16 protein-coding genes are annotated in these 14,817 nt (G+C 70.9%); 7 read left to right on the top strand and 9 right to left on the bottom strand.

Features of this window, described 5'->3' with window-relative positions:
- Positions 1-46: 46 nt before the first annotated feature.
- Entirely contained in the window at positions 47-1,369 is a 1,323-nt protein-coding gene (locus tag ACZZ9K_RS11045) for a carboxylesterase family protein (RefSeq protein ID WP_463444051.1), read from the bottom strand.
- Positions 1,370-1,542: 173 nt separating this feature from the next.
- Positions 1,543-2,841, bottom strand: coding sequence for an MFS transporter (locus ACZZ9K_RS11040; RefSeq protein ID WP_051597042.1), 1,299 nt, complete (start codon positions 2,839-2,841; stop codon positions 1,543-1,545).
- 215 nt (positions 2,842-3,056) lie between these two features.
- Here ACZZ9K_RS11040 and ACZZ9K_RS11035 point away from each other — a divergent pair, with 215 nt between their 5' ends.
- Positions 3,057-3,857, top strand: a complete 801-nt coding sequence (locus tag ACZZ9K_RS11035; RefSeq protein WP_171907779.1) for a sugar phosphate isomerase/epimerase family protein — start codon at positions 3,057-3,059, stop codon at positions 3,855-3,857.
- The gene (locus ACZZ9K_RS11030; RefSeq protein ID WP_463444050.1) at positions 3,854-4,969 is read left to right on the top strand and encodes a Gfo/Idh/MocA family protein; all 1,116 of its coding nucleotides are present in this window, start codon (positions 3,854-3,856) and stop codon (positions 4,967-4,969) included. Before ACZZ9K_RS11035 ends, ACZZ9K_RS11030 begins: the two co-directional genes overlap by 4 nt.
- A gap of 111 nt (positions 4,970-5,080) precedes the next feature.
- Here the strand turns inward: ACZZ9K_RS11030 and glgX are convergent, their stop codons facing one another.
- From glgX to ACZZ9K_RS11005, 5 genes are all read right to left on the bottom strand, one after another.
- Positions 5,081-7,099: a glycogen debranching protein GlgX gene (glgX, locus tag ACZZ9K_RS11025; protein WP_463444049.1), complete on the bottom strand. Its 2,019-nt coding sequence runs from the start codon at positions 7,097-7,099 to the stop codon at positions 5,081-5,083.
- A 59-nt stretch (positions 7,100-7,158) separates the two neighbouring features.
- A complete protein-coding gene (locus ACZZ9K_RS11020) occupies positions 7,159-7,773 on the bottom strand; it encodes a TetR/AcrR family transcriptional regulator (protein ID WP_042538020.1) in 615 nt (204 codons plus the stop codon).
- Positions 7,774-7,906: 133 nt separating this feature from the next.
- Entirely contained in the window at positions 7,907-8,443 is a 537-nt protein-coding gene (locus ACZZ9K_RS11015; RefSeq protein ID WP_463444048.1) for a MarR family winged helix-turn-helix transcriptional regulator, read from the bottom strand.
- 18 nt (positions 8,444-8,461) lie between these two features.
- Complete coding sequence (locus ACZZ9K_RS11010) at positions 8,462-8,644, bottom strand: hypothetical protein (protein WP_071248776.1); 183 nt, start codon at positions 8,642-8,644, stop codon at positions 8,462-8,464.
- A 70-nt stretch (positions 8,645-8,714) separates the two neighbouring features.
- On the bottom strand, positions 8,715-9,176 hold the full coding sequence (locus tag ACZZ9K_RS11005) for a MarR family winged helix-turn-helix transcriptional regulator (protein ID WP_463444047.1): 462 nt from the start codon (positions 9,174-9,176) through the stop codon (positions 8,715-8,717).
- Between the two features lie 50 nt (positions 9,177-9,226).
- Between ACZZ9K_RS11005 and ACZZ9K_RS11000 the strand changes: the two genes are divergently transcribed.
- The 3 genes from ACZZ9K_RS11000 to ACZZ9K_RS10990 all read left to right on the top strand — a co-directional run bounded on the left by ACZZ9K_RS11000 (position 9,227) and on the right by ACZZ9K_RS10990 (position 10,861).
- On the top strand, positions 9,227-9,970 hold the full coding sequence (locus ACZZ9K_RS11000; RefSeq protein WP_463444046.1) for an alpha/beta fold hydrolase: 744 nt from the start codon (positions 9,227-9,229) through the stop codon (positions 9,968-9,970).
- Between the two features lie 109 nt (positions 9,971-10,079).
- Positions 10,080-10,523, top strand: coding sequence for an Hsp20/alpha crystallin family protein (locus tag ACZZ9K_RS10995; protein ID WP_138802234.1), 444 nt, complete (start codon positions 10,080-10,082; stop codon positions 10,521-10,523).
- Positions 10,524-10,534: 11 nt separating this feature from the next.
- Complete coding sequence (locus ACZZ9K_RS10990; RefSeq protein ID WP_214526553.1) at positions 10,535-10,861, top strand: hypothetical protein; 327 nt, start codon at positions 10,535-10,537, stop codon at positions 10,859-10,861.
- Between the two features lie 82 nt (positions 10,862-10,943).
- On the opposite strand, the gene ACZZ9K_RS10985 is transcribed toward ACZZ9K_RS10990, so the two are convergent.
- Entirely contained in the window at positions 10,944-11,825 is an 882-nt protein-coding gene (locus ACZZ9K_RS10985; RefSeq protein WP_463444045.1) for a manganese catalase, read from the bottom strand.
- A 302-nt stretch (positions 11,826-12,127) separates the two neighbouring features.
- Between ACZZ9K_RS10985 and ACZZ9K_RS10980 the strand changes: the two genes are divergently transcribed.
- Both ACZZ9K_RS10980 and ACZZ9K_RS10975 read left to right on the top strand, forming a co-directional pair.
- Positions 12,128-13,339 carry a sensor histidine kinase gene (locus ACZZ9K_RS10980; protein ID WP_260678777.1) on the top strand — a complete coding sequence of 404 codons (1,212 nt, stop codon included), beginning with the start codon at positions 12,128-12,130 and terminating at the stop codon, positions 13,337-13,339.
- Positions 13,336-14,007 (top strand): response regulator, encoded by a 672-nt coding sequence (locus tag ACZZ9K_RS10975; RefSeq protein ID WP_138802231.1) that lies wholly within the window; start codon positions 13,336-13,338, stop codon positions 14,005-14,007. The genes ACZZ9K_RS10980 and ACZZ9K_RS10975 overlap by 4 nt, the downstream gene beginning before the upstream one ends.
- Here the strand turns inward: ACZZ9K_RS10975 and ACZZ9K_RS10970 are convergent.
- The gene (locus ACZZ9K_RS10970) at positions 14,004-14,756 is read right to left on the bottom strand and encodes a TetR/AcrR family transcriptional regulator (RefSeq protein WP_258370494.1); all 753 of its coding nucleotides are present in this window, start codon (positions 14,754-14,756) and stop codon (positions 14,004-14,006) included. The two genes, ACZZ9K_RS10975 and ACZZ9K_RS10970, sit on opposite strands and share 4 nt — an antisense overlap.
- Positions 14,757-14,817 lie beyond the last annotated feature (61 nt).

Raw genomic sequence — 14,817 nt, 5'->3', positions numbered from 1 at the left:
CGCGACCGCCAGTTCAGGGGGCGCAGCCACCGTCACCGGCTCCCGGTCAGCCGCGGTCGAACGTCAGCGTCTCGTCATCGGGGGCCCGGACCTCGCCGGTGCGGGCGAAGTCGGCCCAGATCGCCCGGAAGGCCCGGCCGCGGCGCTCGACCTCGGGCCAGTCGCGTTCGGGGACGAACCGGGTGCCGGCCCAGGCCTCGCGGCCACCGAGCAGCAGCGGCAGGTCGCTCATGTGCACGGCTCCGGTCGGGGCGCTCGTGACACCGCGGTGCAGTCGGTAGGAGGTCGACCGGCCGCCGGCGCGTCGGTGCCGTTCGGTGAACCGTCGGGCGTCGCGCCCGTAGATGACATCGGACAGCGGGCGCACGACCCACCACCGCAGGGCCGACCGCAGCACTCGCGACCGGGTGACCCGACGCAGCCCGGGTACGAGCGGCACGTACATGCCGGCCTCGTCCGAACCGGACCCGATCAGGACGTCGACGTCGGGCGCGACCCGGCTCCACGCGGCGTCGAGGTCGCGCTCGGCGGGCAGCGGCGCGAACCCGTACTGGGTGCCGAACGGCATGCCGGCGGCGAGCCCGTACGGCGCAGCCGCCCGGGTGCCGAGCGCCTGCCGGTCGAGCAGGTCCTCGAGCGGGGTGTCGGCGTGCACGGTGCCGACCGCCCGGACCATCGCGCGGTTCATCCGGGTCCGACGACGGGACAGCCCGAGCGGCGCGCTCTGGATGATCGCGCGGCGGAAGAGCCCTTCGGCGCCGGCACTGATCATCAGGTGCGCAGCTGCGTCCCCGCCGGCCGACTGCCCGAAGACGGTGACCAGGTCGGGGTCGCCGCCGAACGAAGCGATGTTCGCGCGCACCCAGCGCAGCGACTCGACCAGGTCGAGGAGCCCGAGGTTCGCCGGGATCGTCTCGCCGTCACCGAGGAACCCGAGCACGCCGAGCCGGAACGTGACCGACACCACGATCACGCGCTGCTCGGTCACCAGGTCGCGGGCGTCGTAGATCGGCAGGTCGCCACCGCCGATGACGTACGATCCGCCGTGGATCCAGACCATCACCGGCAGCTGTTCGCCCGGACGGACGTCGGCGGGCAGCGTGATCGAGAGCCGCTGGCAGTGCTCGTCGACCTCGATGCCCTGGATCGGGTTGAGCAGCAGGTCGACGAACTCCTCGTGCGGCTGCGGTGCGACCGGCGACGGGGTCGACGCGTGCAGCTCGCCCACGAACGGTGGCATCGGCTGCGGCGGGGCGAACCGTTCGGCCTGCGCGTACGGGATCCCGAGCACCCGCACCACGTCGCCGTCGACCGTCCCGACGATGCGGCCGGCGGGGGTGTCGAAGGGGGCTGGGGCGGCGGCGAGCATGTGGATCACGCTATCGGGGCCCGCTGACGCAACCAGGCAGACGGACGGGAGGCCCGTGGCGGCGTCGCCACCCCCTCCCTCGCAGGCTCGGTCGGCGCGGCCCGCGTGTCGCTGGCGCGACACCGCTGAGCGTGCCGCGCCCGTCCTCCTCTTGTCGCGTTGCGCGACGGGCGCTACCGCACCCGCTTGATGGGGATGACGACGAGTGCGCCGATGATGGCGATCGCGCCGGCGGCCCAGCACATGAGCGTGTAGTTGTCGGCGGCGTCCCCGGACCCGATCTTCAGGAAGAACAGTGCGACGGCCGGGGCGAGCGACTGCGGCAGGGCGTTGGCGATGTTGATGACGCCGAGGTCCTTGCCGGGACGGTCGGCGTTCGGCAGGACGTCGACGACGAGTGCGGTGTCGATCGCGGAGTAGATGCCGTACGCGAAGCCCATGATGACCTCGGCGACGTAGAAGCCGTTGACCGTGTCGGCGTGCGCCAGCACGATGAGTCCGACCGCGAACATCGCCGTGGAGCCGCCGACGAACACCTTGCGGCGACCGAGCTTGTCCGAGGCCCAGCCGGACAGCGCCGCACTGACGAGCAGCGCGATCGTGTAGAGCAGCACACCGAAGGCGACGGCGGCCGTCGCCTCCTTCGCGCTCTCGATGCCGAGGTGCTGCTCCATGTAGAGCAGGCGGTACGTCGTGAACATGAAGGTCGCGAAGATGATGAGGAAGCGCGACCACCACGCGAACGCGAAGTCCGGGTTCTTGACCGGGTTCGTCCAGAACGACGCGATGAGGTTCAGGAACGTGAACTTCTTGAGCTTGTAGGTCGGCAGGTCGTCCCGCGCGACGACGGCGTACACGGCGACCAGGATGATCGCCAGGATGCCGGGCGCGATGAACAGCACGGGCAGGTTCGCGACGAAGAAGACCGACAGGTAGGTGCCGGCGAGCACGGCGATGTTCTGCGCGAGCGCGATGATGCTCGAGGACCGGCCGCGCTGCAGCTGCGGCACGTTGTCGGCGAAGCTCGCGAGCAGGGTGGCGAGCGTGGCGTTCGCGGCGAGCTGGGCGAGCAGCCAGGCCAGCGTCAGGTTGAGGACGTCCGGCGAGTAGGCGATCCAGGCGAGGGCGATCGCGAAGACCACGACACCGCTGAGCAGCCAGGGGCGACGACGACCCCAGCGCGTGCGGGTGCGGTCGGACAGGGCACCCGCGAGGGGGTTCATGATGAGCGCACCGAACGCGCCGATCGGCAGCACCGAGCCGATGACGTTCGCAGCGTCGTCGCCGACCAGGGCCTGCGCCTTGAGCTGCATGCTCACGTAGACGGGCGCCATGAGCGCGACGAAGAGGCCGAACTGCCCGAGGAACAGGGCGATCTGGTAGCCGATGCCCACCTTGACCGTGCTGACGGGCTGGGTGATGCCCTCTTCCGGGTTGAGCAGTGCCGGGCTGCCGGGTTCGGGTGTGCTCATGACGCCTCCTTGAGTCGATGAAAACCTTGCCTGACAAGGTTTTTCCGACGCGAGCATACATCGACACGTGTTGTCTGCAACACCGGCCGCGTCACACGGGGCAGCAAAAACTACACACCGGGTGGTTTTTGGGGTAGCGTCGTCATCGATCTCGCCGCGGAGCATCGCTCCTCGACGGGCCGCGACACCCAGACAGGATCGAAGGAGCCTCTGCAATGCCCACCACTTCTGTGCAGCTGTACTCGCTGCGCGACGCCATCGCCGAAGACCTCGACAAGGCCATCGCCCGTGTCGCCGAGATCGGGTACGAGAACGTCGAGCCCTACGCGTTCGTCGAGCGCGCCACCGACCTCGAGCGTGCGTTCGCGGCCACCGGCCTCAAGGCTCCGTCCGGCCACGTCGCCGTGATCGACGCCGAGGACACCGCGCCGATCTGGGACGCCGCCGAGCGCCTCGGCATCCGCACCGTCATCGACCCGTTCATCCCGACCGACCGCTGGCAGACCGCCGACGACGTCGCGAAGATCGCCGAGCGCGTCAACGAGCTGACCGCCGAGGCCGCCGGCCGTGGCCTGCAGTTCGGGTACCACAACCACCAGTGGGAGTTCACGAACAAGGTCGACGGCCGCACCGTCTACGACCTGTTCGTGTCGCAGCTGTCGCCGGAGACCGTCCTCGAGGTCGACACCTTCTGGGCGACCGTCGGTGGCGCCGACGCCCCTGCCGTGCTCAAGGGCCTGGGCGACCGCGTCGTCGCGATCCACGTCAAGGACGGCAAGGTCGACGGTGACATCCGCACCGCGCTGCCCTCGTCCGAGAGCGCCCTCATCGTGCCCGAGGCGCTGCAGCGCGCCTTCGAGAACCAGACGCCGGCCGGTCAGGGCGACGTCGACGTGACCGCGATCCTCGCCGCCGCACCGCAGGCGATCCGCGTGGTCGAGTTCGACGCGTACAAGGGCGACGTCTTCGAGGGCATCACCGAGTCCCTCACCTGGCTCAAGGACAACGACAAGTGAGCCGTGTCGGGATCGGCATCATCGGTGCCGGCAACATCTCCACGCAGTACCTCGAGAACCTGACCAAGTTCGCCGACGTCGAGGTCCGCTTCGTCGCCGACGTGCTGCTCGAGCGTGCCGCTGAGCAGGCCGCTTCGTACGGCGTCGCCTCGTCGGGATCGGTCGAGGAACTCCTCGCCCGCGACGACATCTCGATCGTGATCAACCTGACGATCCCGGCCGCACACGCCGAGGTCGACCAGCAGATCATCGACGCCGGCAAGCACGTCTGGAGCGAGAAGCCGATCGCGACCGACCACGCGTCGGCCGCCGCGGTGCTCGAGTCGGCGAAGGCCAAGGGCCTGCGTGTCGCGACCGCTCCGGACACCGTGCTCGGCGCGGGCATCCAGACGGCGCTCCGGGCCATCGCCCGCGGTGACATCGGCGAGCCGCTCTCCGCGACGACGCTGTTCCACGTCCCCGGGCCCGAGGCGTGGCACCCGAACCCGGACTTCCTGTTCGCCACCGGTGCCGGCCCCCTGTTCGACATGGGCCCGTACTACGTGACGACCCTGGTGCACGCGTTCGGCACCGCCTCGCGCGTGCAGGCCGTCTCGTCGAAGTCGCTCGACCGTCGCACGATCGCGTCCGGCCCCCGCGCCGGCGAGACGTTCCCGGTCGAGGTCCCGACGCACCACGCGGCCCTGATCGAGTTCGCCGGCGGGCAGTCCGCCCAGTCGACGTTCTCGTTCCAGCACGCCCTGCCGCGCATGGGCTTCGTCGAGATCAACGGCACGCTCGGCACGATCTCGCTGCCGGACCCGAACACGTTCGAGGGCTCGTCGCAGCTCTGGCGCTACGGGCAGGACGAGCCCGAGACGCTCGAGGCGGTCGGCTCCACCTGGGGTCGTGGCACCGGTGTCGTCGAGCTCGCCCGCGCCATCGCCGAGGACCGCCCCGAGCGTGCCTCCGGCGCCGTCGCGCTGCACGTGCTCGACGTGCTGCTCGGCATCCGTGACGCCGCCGAGTCGGGTTCCGCCATCGACATCACGTCGACCGTGGACGCGATCCCGCCGCTCCCCGAGGACTTCGACCCCGCGGCAGCCGTGCTGACCGCGGGCGCGAACGCCTAGGAGCGTCGCGAGCACCACGCGCACCACTTCGTGAGCAGCAATGGTCGGGTCCCGAACGGGGACCCGACCATTGCTGCTCACCAAGCGAAACCGCGCGAGCCCCGCCCCGCGTCAGACCAGCGCGGTGAAGGACGCGTCGCGCACGAGCAGCGTCGCCGCGTCGCCCACCACGGCCTGGTCGGGGTCGCTCGACAGCCCGAGGGACCAGCTGCCCCCACCCGGACGCTCCGGCAGCGTGAACTCCACCGTGGTGTCCGACGCGTTCAGCAGCACGGCCACGGTGTCGTCGCCCTGGTGCAGCACGAGCGTCACGGCCCGGTTGCCCCCGTCCGCCCAGTCGCCGTCCTCGAACCCGGCGGCGTCGGCACGGAGCACGGTCACCGTCGACTCCGAGTCGCCCGGCGCGGTGCGGAACCACTCCGGACGCAGCGCCTGGTGCTGCCGACGGAACGCGATGGCCGCCGTGGTGAAGGCGAGCAGGTCCTGGTCGGCGGCGGCCCAGTCGAACCACGAGATCTCGTCGTCCTGGCAGTACGCGTTGTTGTTGCCGCCCTGCGACCGGGCGAGCTCGTCGCCACCCAGGATCATCGGCACGCCGGCGGAGAGCAGCAGGGTGCCGAGGAAGTTGCGGCGCTGCCGGTCGCGGTAGTCGTTCACCGCGCCGTCGTCGGTCGGGCCCTCGATGCCGCCGTTGAACGAGGTGTTGTCGCTCTCGCCGTCGTTGTTGTCCTCGCCGTTCGCCTCGTTGTGCTTGTCGGCGTACATCGTCAGGTCGGCCAGGGTGAAACCGTCGTGGGCGGTCACGAAGTCGATCGAGCACAGCGGGGAGCGCCGCGAGCCCTCGTAGACGTCCGGGCTGCCCAGGACCCGCTGGACGGCGTCGCCGAGGGCGCCCTCGTCGCCGCGCCAGAAGGCCCGCAGGTCGTCGCGGTACTTGCCGTTCCACTCGGACCAGTCGGCCGGGAACCCGCCGACCTGGTAACCGGCGGTGTCCCACGGCTCGGCGATCATCTTGACCTCGCGCAGCACGGGGTCCTGGTGGATGATGTCGAGGAACGCGGAGTGCTTCTCGGCCTCGCCGTCCTGGCGGGTGAGCGTCGTGGCCAGGTCGAACCGGAAGCCGTCGACGTGCATCTCCTCGACCCAGTAGCGGAGCGAGTCCATGATGAGTCCGAGGGCCGCCGGGTGCCCGACGTTCAGGCTGTTGCCGGTGCCGGTGGTGTCGAAGTAGTTCGCCTCGTCACCCTCGACCAGCCGGTAGTACGACTGGTTGTCGATCCCCTTGAACGACAGCGTCGGGCCCATGTGGTTGCCCTCGGCGGTGTGGTTGTAGACGACGTCCATGATGACCTCGAGCCCCGCGGCGTGCAGGGCCTTCACCATCTCCTTGAACTCGGCGACCTGCTGCCCGGCGGTGCCGGCGGACGAGTACTCGTCGTGCGGCGCGAAGAAGCCGATGCTGTTGTAGCCCCAGTAGTTGCGGAGGCCCTTGTCGAGGAGCGTCGAGTCCTGCACGAACTGGTGCGTCGGCAGCAGCTCCACCGCGGTGACGCCGAGGTCGGTCAGGTGCTTGATCGCCGCCGGGTGGGCCATGCCGGCGTAGGTGCCGCGGATCTCCTCGGGGACGTCCGGGTGCTGCTTCGTGAAGCCCTTGACGTGCACCTCGTACACGACGGTGTCGGCGAGCGGGGTCCGCAGCAGGGTGTCACCGTCCCAGTCGAAGGACCGGTCGGCGACGACGGACTTGGGCATCGCGCTGGCCGAGTCGGTCTCGTCGATCTGCTCGGGCTCGTTCATGTCGTGACCGAAGAGCGCCTGGCCCCACTCGTACTCGCCGTCGATCGCGGTGGCGTAGGGGTCGAGCAGGAGCTTCGCGCCGTTGTGGCGGAGGCCGTTCGCCGGGTCCCACGCACCGTGCACGCGGAAGCCGTAGCGGGTGCCGACGGTCACCCCGGGGACGACGTCGTGGAAGGTGTAGCCGGTGCGGTTGCGGAGCTCGGTGCGGTGCTCGGTGCCGTCGTCGTCGAAGGTGCAGAACTCGACCCGCTCGGCGGTGCTCGAGAACAGGGCGACGTTGGCGCCCCCGTCGACGAGCGTGACGCCGAGCGGGGTGCGCGTGGAAGTGGTCATGCTGCCCTTCTACCGGCCGGTCGCTGTGCCACCGGCGGTGTGGGCGTACCCCTGGCCGCTCAGCGCACCGGCGGGACGAGCTGCTCGAGCAGCCGCAGCACCCGCTCGCCGTCGACGGCGTCCGGGTCGAGCAGCCACTGGACCTGCAGTCCGTCGGATGCCGCGATGCTCAGGCTCGCCAGGTCGACCGGGTCCAGGTCTGCGCGGATCCGGCCACTCGCCTGGTCCGCCTCGATCAGCACGGCGAGTTCGGCGCGAAGGCGGGCGAAGCGTTCGCGCATGAAGTCGCGCGTGGCCGGGTGGCCCTCCTGCACGGCGTCGGCCGCGAGGGTCGTGTACAGCTGCACCAGCCCCGGCACGGCCCGGTTGCGCGATGCGCTCTCGCGCATGTCGCCGATCGCCGACTTCATCCGGTCGGGCGCGCCCTGCTCGCGGACCTCGTGCTCCCGGTAGACGGCGAGCAGCAGTTCGTCGCGACTGGGGAAGTAGTGGCGGAGCGCCGCGTGCGTGATCCCGAGGGCTTCGGCCACCGAGCGGAGCGACGATGCGTCGACCCCCTGCTCCGCGACCATGCGGATCATCTCGTCGAGGATCTGCGTGCGCCGCTCGGCGCCCTTGCGGTACCCGCCGCGGCGCGGCTGGGCCGCGTCGGCGTCGTCCGCGGGGTGGGTCATGCACCCAACTTACCGCTGGAAGGTTTTCTCGCCACCGTCCGGTCTGGAGGCCCGTGGCGGGCGCACCACGGGCCTCCCGTCCGTATCCGGTCGCGTCGCACCCGCCGGGTCGCGTCAGCCGGGTGCGCTCGCGTCAGTCCTGGTCGTCGACCGTGTACTCGTCGACCGGCGCGGGCGTGCCCGCGGCGAGCGCGTCGACGATCTTCGTGAGCGAGTCGGCGAGGACGGCGTTGTCCGTGTCGGGGAGTTGTTCGAGCACCTCGACGACGGCCGCGTGGAAGCGCGCGTACGAGGCGTCGATCTTGTCGGCGGCCCGGTCGGTCGGGGCGAGCACCTGCGCACGACGGTCGGTGGGGTGCGCCGTGCGGGACAGCAGACCCTTCTGCACGAGCCCGTCGACGATCTTGGTGACCGAGGCGTTCGAGACGGCGAGCATCACGGCGAGGTCCTTCGGGCCCATCGTGCGGCCGTCCCGGTGTGCCTGGAGCATGTACCGGACGGCGAGGAACTCGTTCTTCGACAGGCCGCTCTCGATGCGGGCGGACTCGATCTGCTGGTCCTCGGCGTGCTGCAGGCGGAGCAGCGCGTCGACGGCGGTCTTCGCGACCCCGGACTCGGGTTCGCGGGCGTAGAGGTGGACGTGCTCTCGACGGACGACGGTCAACGGCATGGGGTCATGCGCTCCTTGCTAAACGGCAGGCGTGCTGAAGAAGTCCGCGTAGGACGGTTCGGAACGACCGGCGAGCAGCGAGGGGTCCTGGATGCGACGCTCGACGTAGGCGTCGATGATCGCCGGGTCGGTGAGACCGACGCGCGTGTGACTGCCACCGATCCGTGCCGTCCGAGGCATCCCGGAGTACGTGCTGTGCATGTCGTGTCCCGCCTTTCTTGCTTGCCGTGTGTCCCCTTCGGACGGCTGAACTCTTTCACAAAGTGAACGGTCAGTTCAACGAACCATTCGCACTGTGTACGTTTTGCGCGCCGAACGGTTCGGCGGAGCCCGTCAGGGTCGTGAGGAGCTGCAGGAGCGCCGCTCGTCGCGGCTCGTCGAGCGGTGCGAACAGGGAGTCGAGCACCCCCTCGGCGATGCGGTGTCCCTCGTCGAGCACCCGCCGACCGTCCTCGGTGATCGCGTGCTCGATCCGCCGACCCCGACCGGCGGTCCGGGTGATGAGCCCGCGGTCGAGCATCCGGTTCGCGAGGGTGCCGAAGGCCTGGTCGCTCTGGAACGTCGCGACGGCGAGGTCGTGCCCCGATGCGTGGGGCATCCGGTCGATGGCGCGCAGGGCGTCCCACTGCACGAGCGTCACGCCGAGGTCACGGAGGGCGGCGTCCATCGTGCGGTGGTTGCGGTACTGCGCCCGCTTGACGGCGTGGCCCAGGGCTTCGAGGTCGGTCGGCATGGTGCTACGGTATCAATACTCGTACATAAACATGTTGATACGGAGCACCCATGACCGACACCCACACCCGCACCGCGCTCGTCCTGCATGGCGGCGGCGGCCCCCGGACCGTCGCGCCGATCGTCGCGCACCTCGCACCCACCCTCCACGTCGTCGCCCCCACACACCCCGGGTGGGACGGTACCCCGCGCCCGGACGGGATCGACTCCGTCCCGGCCCTGGCGACCGCGTACCTCGAGCAGCTCGTCACCGCCGGAGAGCAGGACGTCGTGGTGGTCGGGTCCTCGATCGGCGGCTGGATCGCCCTCGAGATGGCCCTGCAGGCAGCTGGCGACGACCGGTACGCCGGGGTCGTCGGTGCTGTGGTCGACATCGACGGGGTGGGTGCGGTGGTCGAGGGCGAACCGATCGCCGACTTCTTCGCCCTCGATGCCCGCGGGCTGGCCGAGGTCGCCTGGCACGATCCCGCGCGGGGGTACCAGGACCCGGCGTCCGTCACCGAGGAACAGCGGGCGGCGCAGCGGTCGAACGGGCAGACCATGGCGGTGATCGCCGGCCGGTCGATGAGCGACCCGAGCCTGCTCGGTCGACTCGGGGCCGTACGGGTGCCGACGCTCGTGGTGTCCGGCGCGAGCGACCGGGTCGTGACCCCGGCGTACGGTCGTGCGGTCGCTGCGGCCGTGCCGGGTGCGGTGTTCGCCGAGGTCCCGGCGGCCGGGCACCTGCCTCACCTCGAGGCCCCCGACGCGACGTGGGCGGTCATCGACCCGTTCCTGGCGCCCCTGCTCGGCTGAGTTCTCGGCGTCCTCTGAGCGATCTCTTGGCACTCGCCAGAGTCGAGTGCTAAAACGGTGGCAGTTGAGTCGAGGGGACTCAACGAGAACCACGAAGGAGTTGATTTCGATGACGATGAACTTCGACCCGTTCCGCGAGCTCGACCGACTCGCGGGTTCGCTCCTCGGCACCGCAGCTGGTCCGCGCTCGATGCCGATGGACCTGTACCGCACCGGGGACCACTACGTCCTCGACGTCGACCTGCCCGGCATCGACCCGGGCTCCGTCGACATCGACGTGGACGGCTCCGTCCTGACCATCCGCGCCGAGCGCACCCTGGGCGCGCCCGAGGGCTCGCAGTGGCTCACGCGTGAGCGCCAGCCCGGCACGTTCGTCCGGCAGCTGACGCTCGGCGACGGCCTGGACGCCGAGCGCATCACCGCCGGGTACGACAACGGCGTGCTGAGCGTCACGATCCCCGTCAAGGAGTCCGCGAAGCCGCGCAAGATCGCCGTCACCGTCGGCGGCGCGTCCGAGCATCTCGCGGTCGGTTCCGGCGCCGCCGCCGAGTGAGGAGCTGAGCGATGACGTCCGTCCTGCTGAACGCGGTGGTCGCGGTCCTCGTCGTCACCGCGGCGCTCGCGCTGACGAGCCTGGACCGGCGCACCGCCGTGCTCCTCGGGGCCACCGGCAGCCTGACCGGCACGTTCCTGACCTGGGTCGCCGCGCCCCGGCTGTTCGAGCAGTCGCTCCTGGCGCCCTGGGTCGCGGCGGTCCTCGGCACGGCCCTGCTGATCGCGGGGTGGAGCGCGGTCCGCGCCTACTCGGGCATCTTCGAGGCACCACGCGACGAAGAACCCGAGACGGGGGCGCTGATGACCGTGGGCGGGTCCGCCCCGTCGGCGCGGTGACCACCTGACGGACAGGAGGCCCGGTGCACGTCGTGCGCCGGGCCTCCTGTCGTTCCGTCGGTCGCGTGGGCGACCGTCGGGACTACTCCTTGTTCAGCTTGTCCTGCACCAGGCCGGCCGTCTTCTCGACGACGTTCGGCAGCTCGGTGGTGCCGTAGAGCCGGACGTCGGGGTGCGTGGGCGGGGGCATCGGGACCGAGGTGGTCGGACCGTCGTGGTACGAGTACTCGCCCTTGCCGTCGAACGAGGGGCCGCTCGCCCACGGGCCGTTCTTCGCCTCGGCACCGTCGGAGAAGTTGAGGTACTGGTAGTTGACCTCCTGGTTCTCCTTCGACTGCGGGAAGTTGCTCGGCACGGGGAAGCCCTCGACGCCCTTCTCGCGCAGCTCGGCGGCGGCGGTCGCCCACATGTTCTGGTGCATGGTGTCGCGGGCGATGAGGAAGGACAGCAGGTCCCGCACGCCGTGGTCGTCGGTCATGTGGTAGATCCGGGCGGCCTGCACACGACCCTGCATCTCGGCGTTCTCGTTCGCCGTGAAGTCGGCGAGCAGGTTGCCGCTGGCGGTGATGTACGAGCCCTGCCAGGGGTTGCCGTTGCTGTCCACCGGACGGGCGCCCGCACCGGCGACGATCGCGTGCTGGACGTCGGTGCCGCCGACGATCGCGGCGACCGTGGGGTCGTCCTGCAGCGCGTCCTCGGTGATGCCGAGCGGGGACTTCTCGAGCAGCTGCGCGATCATCGTCGCGAGCATCTCGACGTGGCCCATCTCCTCGGCGCCGATGCCGAACACCATGTCGCGGTACTTGCCGGGGATGTGCATGTTCCACGCCTGGAACTGGTACTGCAGCGCGACGGAGATCTCTCCGTACTGGCCACCGAGCACCTCCTGCAGCTTGCGGGCGTAGATCGCGTCGGGCTTGTCGGGCGTTGCCTTGTGCTGGAGTTCCTGCTTGTGGAAGTACAAATCGTGCTCCTTCGTGTCGATCGAGCGATTGCACGGCCGATGGTTCGCCGGGGGCACTGGGCGGCCGTCCAAGGTGGCCGGATCACGCAGACGGCAGGTTCACCCGGCAGGACGAGTCCCTTCGGTCGACCGCCCGATGCCCTCGGCCGTCCCGTTGCGCAGGCTGGGAGCATGCAGACCTCGACCAAGCACACGATCGCCACCCTGCTGCTCTGCGCGGCGATCGTGGTCGCCACCGTCATCGCACTCATGGCCATGACCCCGCCCGCGTGACGCCGGTACGGCATGGGAGGATCGCTCTCGTGACCGAACGGGGCAGGTTCCTCCGGCCGCTCGCCACCCGGTCGATCGCCGTCGACGTGGCCTGGGCGGCCCTGGCGGCGTTGGTCTTCCTGCTGCCCATCGACCTCGAGCTCGAGCATGCGAGCCTCGCCGCGGTGCTGTCGGCCTCGGTGGCGATCGCCCTGCGTCGCATCTCCCCGTCCGCCGCGATGGCGATGGTCGTCGTCCTCGGGGTGATCCAGGTCGGCGGCGGCGAGCGCCCGTCGCTGGTGGACCTGGCGCTCTTCGTCGTGATCGGCACCGCCGCGGTCGTGGGCACCCGCACCGAGGTCGTCGCCTCGGGCGTGCTCGCGGTCGTCGCCGGGGCGGGTGCGACGGTCTACCTGGCGTCGACCGGCTTCCGGTTCCTCGTGCTCATCAACGGCCCGCGCGACCAGGCCTTCCTGGCGATGGCCGCCCCGGTGACCGCGCTGCTCGGGGTCTGGGCGGGCGGCGTCGCCGTCCGGGCCTTCCGCTCCCGCGACCGCGAGTCGGAGCGCCGTGCCGACGCCGAGGCCGCAGCATCGCGTGCCGAGGCCGTCGCCACCGAGGCCGAGGCCACCGCCACCCGCGCCATCGACGTCGCCGAGTCCGAACGCATCCGCGCGGACATCGCCCGCGACGTGCACGACGTCGTCGGCCACTCGCTCGCGGTCATCATCGCGCAGGCCGACTCGGTGCCGTTCCTCGACGACGAGGCGCGCATCCGAGCGGTCAGCGCCACCATCGCGAGCACCGCCCGGAGCTCCCTGGTCGAGGTCCGACAGGTCCTCGGGCACATCGACGGCTCCGCCGAGGCGACCGGCCCGGGCTCGCTCGAGGAGATCGTGCAGGGTATCCGCGACGCCGGGGTCGACGTCGACCGCACGGTGCGCGGGGTCCCGCTGGCCCTGCGCCCGGACACCGGCACCGCCGCCCGCCGCGTGCTGCAGGAGATGCTCACGAACGCCCTGCGCCACGGCGCCCCCGGCAACCCGGTCGTCGTGCGGGAGACCTGGCGGAACGCGGACCTGGTGCTCGAGGTCGAGAACGTCGCCGGCGACGGCACCACCGCCGGCTCGGGCCGTGGGATCGACGGCATGGACTCGCGCCTCGGCGCCCTCGGTGGGTCGTTCGACGCCGCCGTGCTGGACGACGTGTTCACGGCACGCGCCCGCATCCCGTTCGACGTCCAAGGGGGACCCGTCCGATGACCGAACCGATCAGGATCCTGCTCACCGACGACCAGGCGCTGTTCCGCGCCGGGCTCCGGGTGGTGCTCGACGCCCAGGACGACATGCGCGTGGTCGGTGAGGCCTCCGACGGCGCCGAAGCGCTCGCGCTCATCCCCGAGGTGCGCCCCGACGTGGTGCTGCTCGACATGCGGATGGCCGGCATGGACGGCGTGGAGACCGTCCGGCAGCTCTACTCAGGCGCCGTCCCGGGTCCGCTGCCCCGCGTCGTCGTGCTCACCACCTTCGGGCTCGACCCGGCGGCGGCGACCGCGATCCGGCTCGGCGCCAGCGGGTTCCTGCTCAAGGACACCACGCCGCCGTTCCTGTTCGCCGCGGTGCGGGCCGTGCACGAGGGCAGCTCGGTCATCGCACCGAACGACCTCGCGCAGCTGTTCGGCACCGACGTGGCGCGGGCCCCCGCACCGCAGCCGCCGGAGTTCGCGACCCTGACCGAGCGGGAGCGCGTCGTGTTCGGGTGGGCGTCCCGTGGGCTCTCGAACGCCGAGATCGCCACGAAGGAGTACGTCACCGAGTCGACGGTGAAGACCCAGATCTCGAGCATCCTCGGCAAGCTGTCACTGCGCGACCGGGTGCAGCTCGTCGTCTACGCACACGACCACGGCCTGGCGGGCGCCCGCGAGGACTAGTCCGCGGCGATCCGGTCGAGCCACTCCGCGAGCATCGTCCGCTCGGCTGCCGACAGTCGATCGAGCCGGGGCGCTGCAGCACGGAGCGTGATCGCGGCGCTCGTCACGGCGTCAGTCCCCCGACCGCGACCACCCGGGGCCGCGCCGCCGTCGTCCCTCGTCGGCCCGCTCGGCACGAGGATCCGCCCGAGCACCGCGTCGAGGACGTCGTCGGCGAGTGACGGGTCCCGCTCGTCCGCCGGAGCGGCCAGGATCGCGAGCACCGCACCGGTGCCGGCCGCGTGCACGAGCTCGACCGCGCGGTGTTCCGGCACGGCCAGTCGTCCGGCCTCGGCCACCCGCCGGATGCGTTCGGCGAGCAGCGCGGTACCGGCGCGGGCGGCTGCCGACCGACGGCCACGCTCCGGGTCGCTCAACAGCACGAACAGGTCGGGGTTCGCCAGCCCGAAGCCGATCGTCATCGACCACCCGGTGCGCAGGTCCTCGACGGGGTCGGTCGCCTCGTCACGAGCAGCTCGGACGGCGTCGGCCTTCATCGCCGAGAACGTCGCCATCGCGTGCTCGGCGACCGCTTCGAGCAGACCGTCCTTGTCGCCGAACAGCCGGTAGATGGTCGGTGCCTGGACGCCTGCGCCGTCCGCGACCGCCCGCGTGGTCACCGCCGCGGCACCGCGTTCGCGCAGCATGGTGCCGGCGACCTCGACGATGCGCGCACGCGTCTCGTCGCGCTGGCTTCCCTGCTCGATCACGGAACAACGATAACGGATCTGTGCTATCACTGTGTTAGCAGCGATACCGAAGCGCTGTTTC

This window comes from Curtobacterium sp. AC268, from assembly GCF_979258745.1.
This window is presented reverse-complemented; position numbering and strand designations above follow the sequence as displayed.

What these genes read in the sequence shown, in the direction of transcription:
- ACZZ9K_RS11045 (WP_463444051.1), bottom strand. Translation starts at nt 1,369, where the DNA reads ATGCTCGCCGCCGCCCCAGCCCCCTTCGACACCCCCGCCGGCCGCATC.
- ACZZ9K_RS11040 (WP_051597042.1), bottom strand. Translation starts at nt 2,841, where the DNA reads ATGAGCACACCCGAACCCGGCAGCCCGGCACTGCTCAACCCGGAAGAG.
- ACZZ9K_RS11035 (WP_171907779.1), top strand. Translation starts at nt 3,057, where the DNA reads ATGCCCACCACTTCTGTGCAGCTGTACTCGCTGCGCGACGCCATCGCC.
- glgX (WP_463444049.1), bottom strand. Translation starts at nt 7,099, where the DNA reads ATGACCACTTCCACGCGCACCCCGCTCGGCGTCACGCTCGTCGACGGG.
- ACZZ9K_RS11020 (WP_042538020.1), bottom strand. Translation starts at nt 7,773, where the DNA reads ATGACCCACCCCGCGGACGACGCCGACGCGGCCCAGCCGCGCCGCGGC.
- ACZZ9K_RS11015 (WP_463444048.1), bottom strand. Translation starts at nt 8,443, where the DNA reads ATGCCGTTGACCGTCGTCCGTCGAGAGCACGTCCACCTCTACGCCCGC.
- ACZZ9K_RS11010 (WP_071248776.1), bottom strand. Translation starts at nt 8,644, where the DNA reads ATGCACAGCACGTACTCCGGGATGCCTCGGACGGCACGGATCGGTGGC.
- ACZZ9K_RS11005 (WP_463444047.1), bottom strand. Translation starts at nt 9,176, where the DNA reads ATGCCGACCGACCTCGAAGCCCTGGGCCACGCCGTCAAGCGGGCGCAG.
- ACZZ9K_RS11000 (WP_463444046.1), top strand. Translation starts at nt 9,227, where the DNA reads ATGACCGACACCCACACCCGCACCGCGCTCGTCCTGCATGGCGGCGGC.
- ACZZ9K_RS10995 (WP_138802234.1), top strand. Translation starts at nt 10,080, where the DNA reads ATGACGATGAACTTCGACCCGTTCCGCGAGCTCGACCGACTCGCGGGT.
- ACZZ9K_RS10990 (WP_214526553.1), top strand. Translation starts at nt 10,535, where the DNA reads ATGACGTCCGTCCTGCTGAACGCGGTGGTCGCGGTCCTCGTCGTCACC.
- ACZZ9K_RS10975 (WP_138802231.1), top strand. Translation starts at nt 13,336, where the DNA reads ATGACCGAACCGATCAGGATCCTGCTCACCGACGACCAGGCGCTGTTC.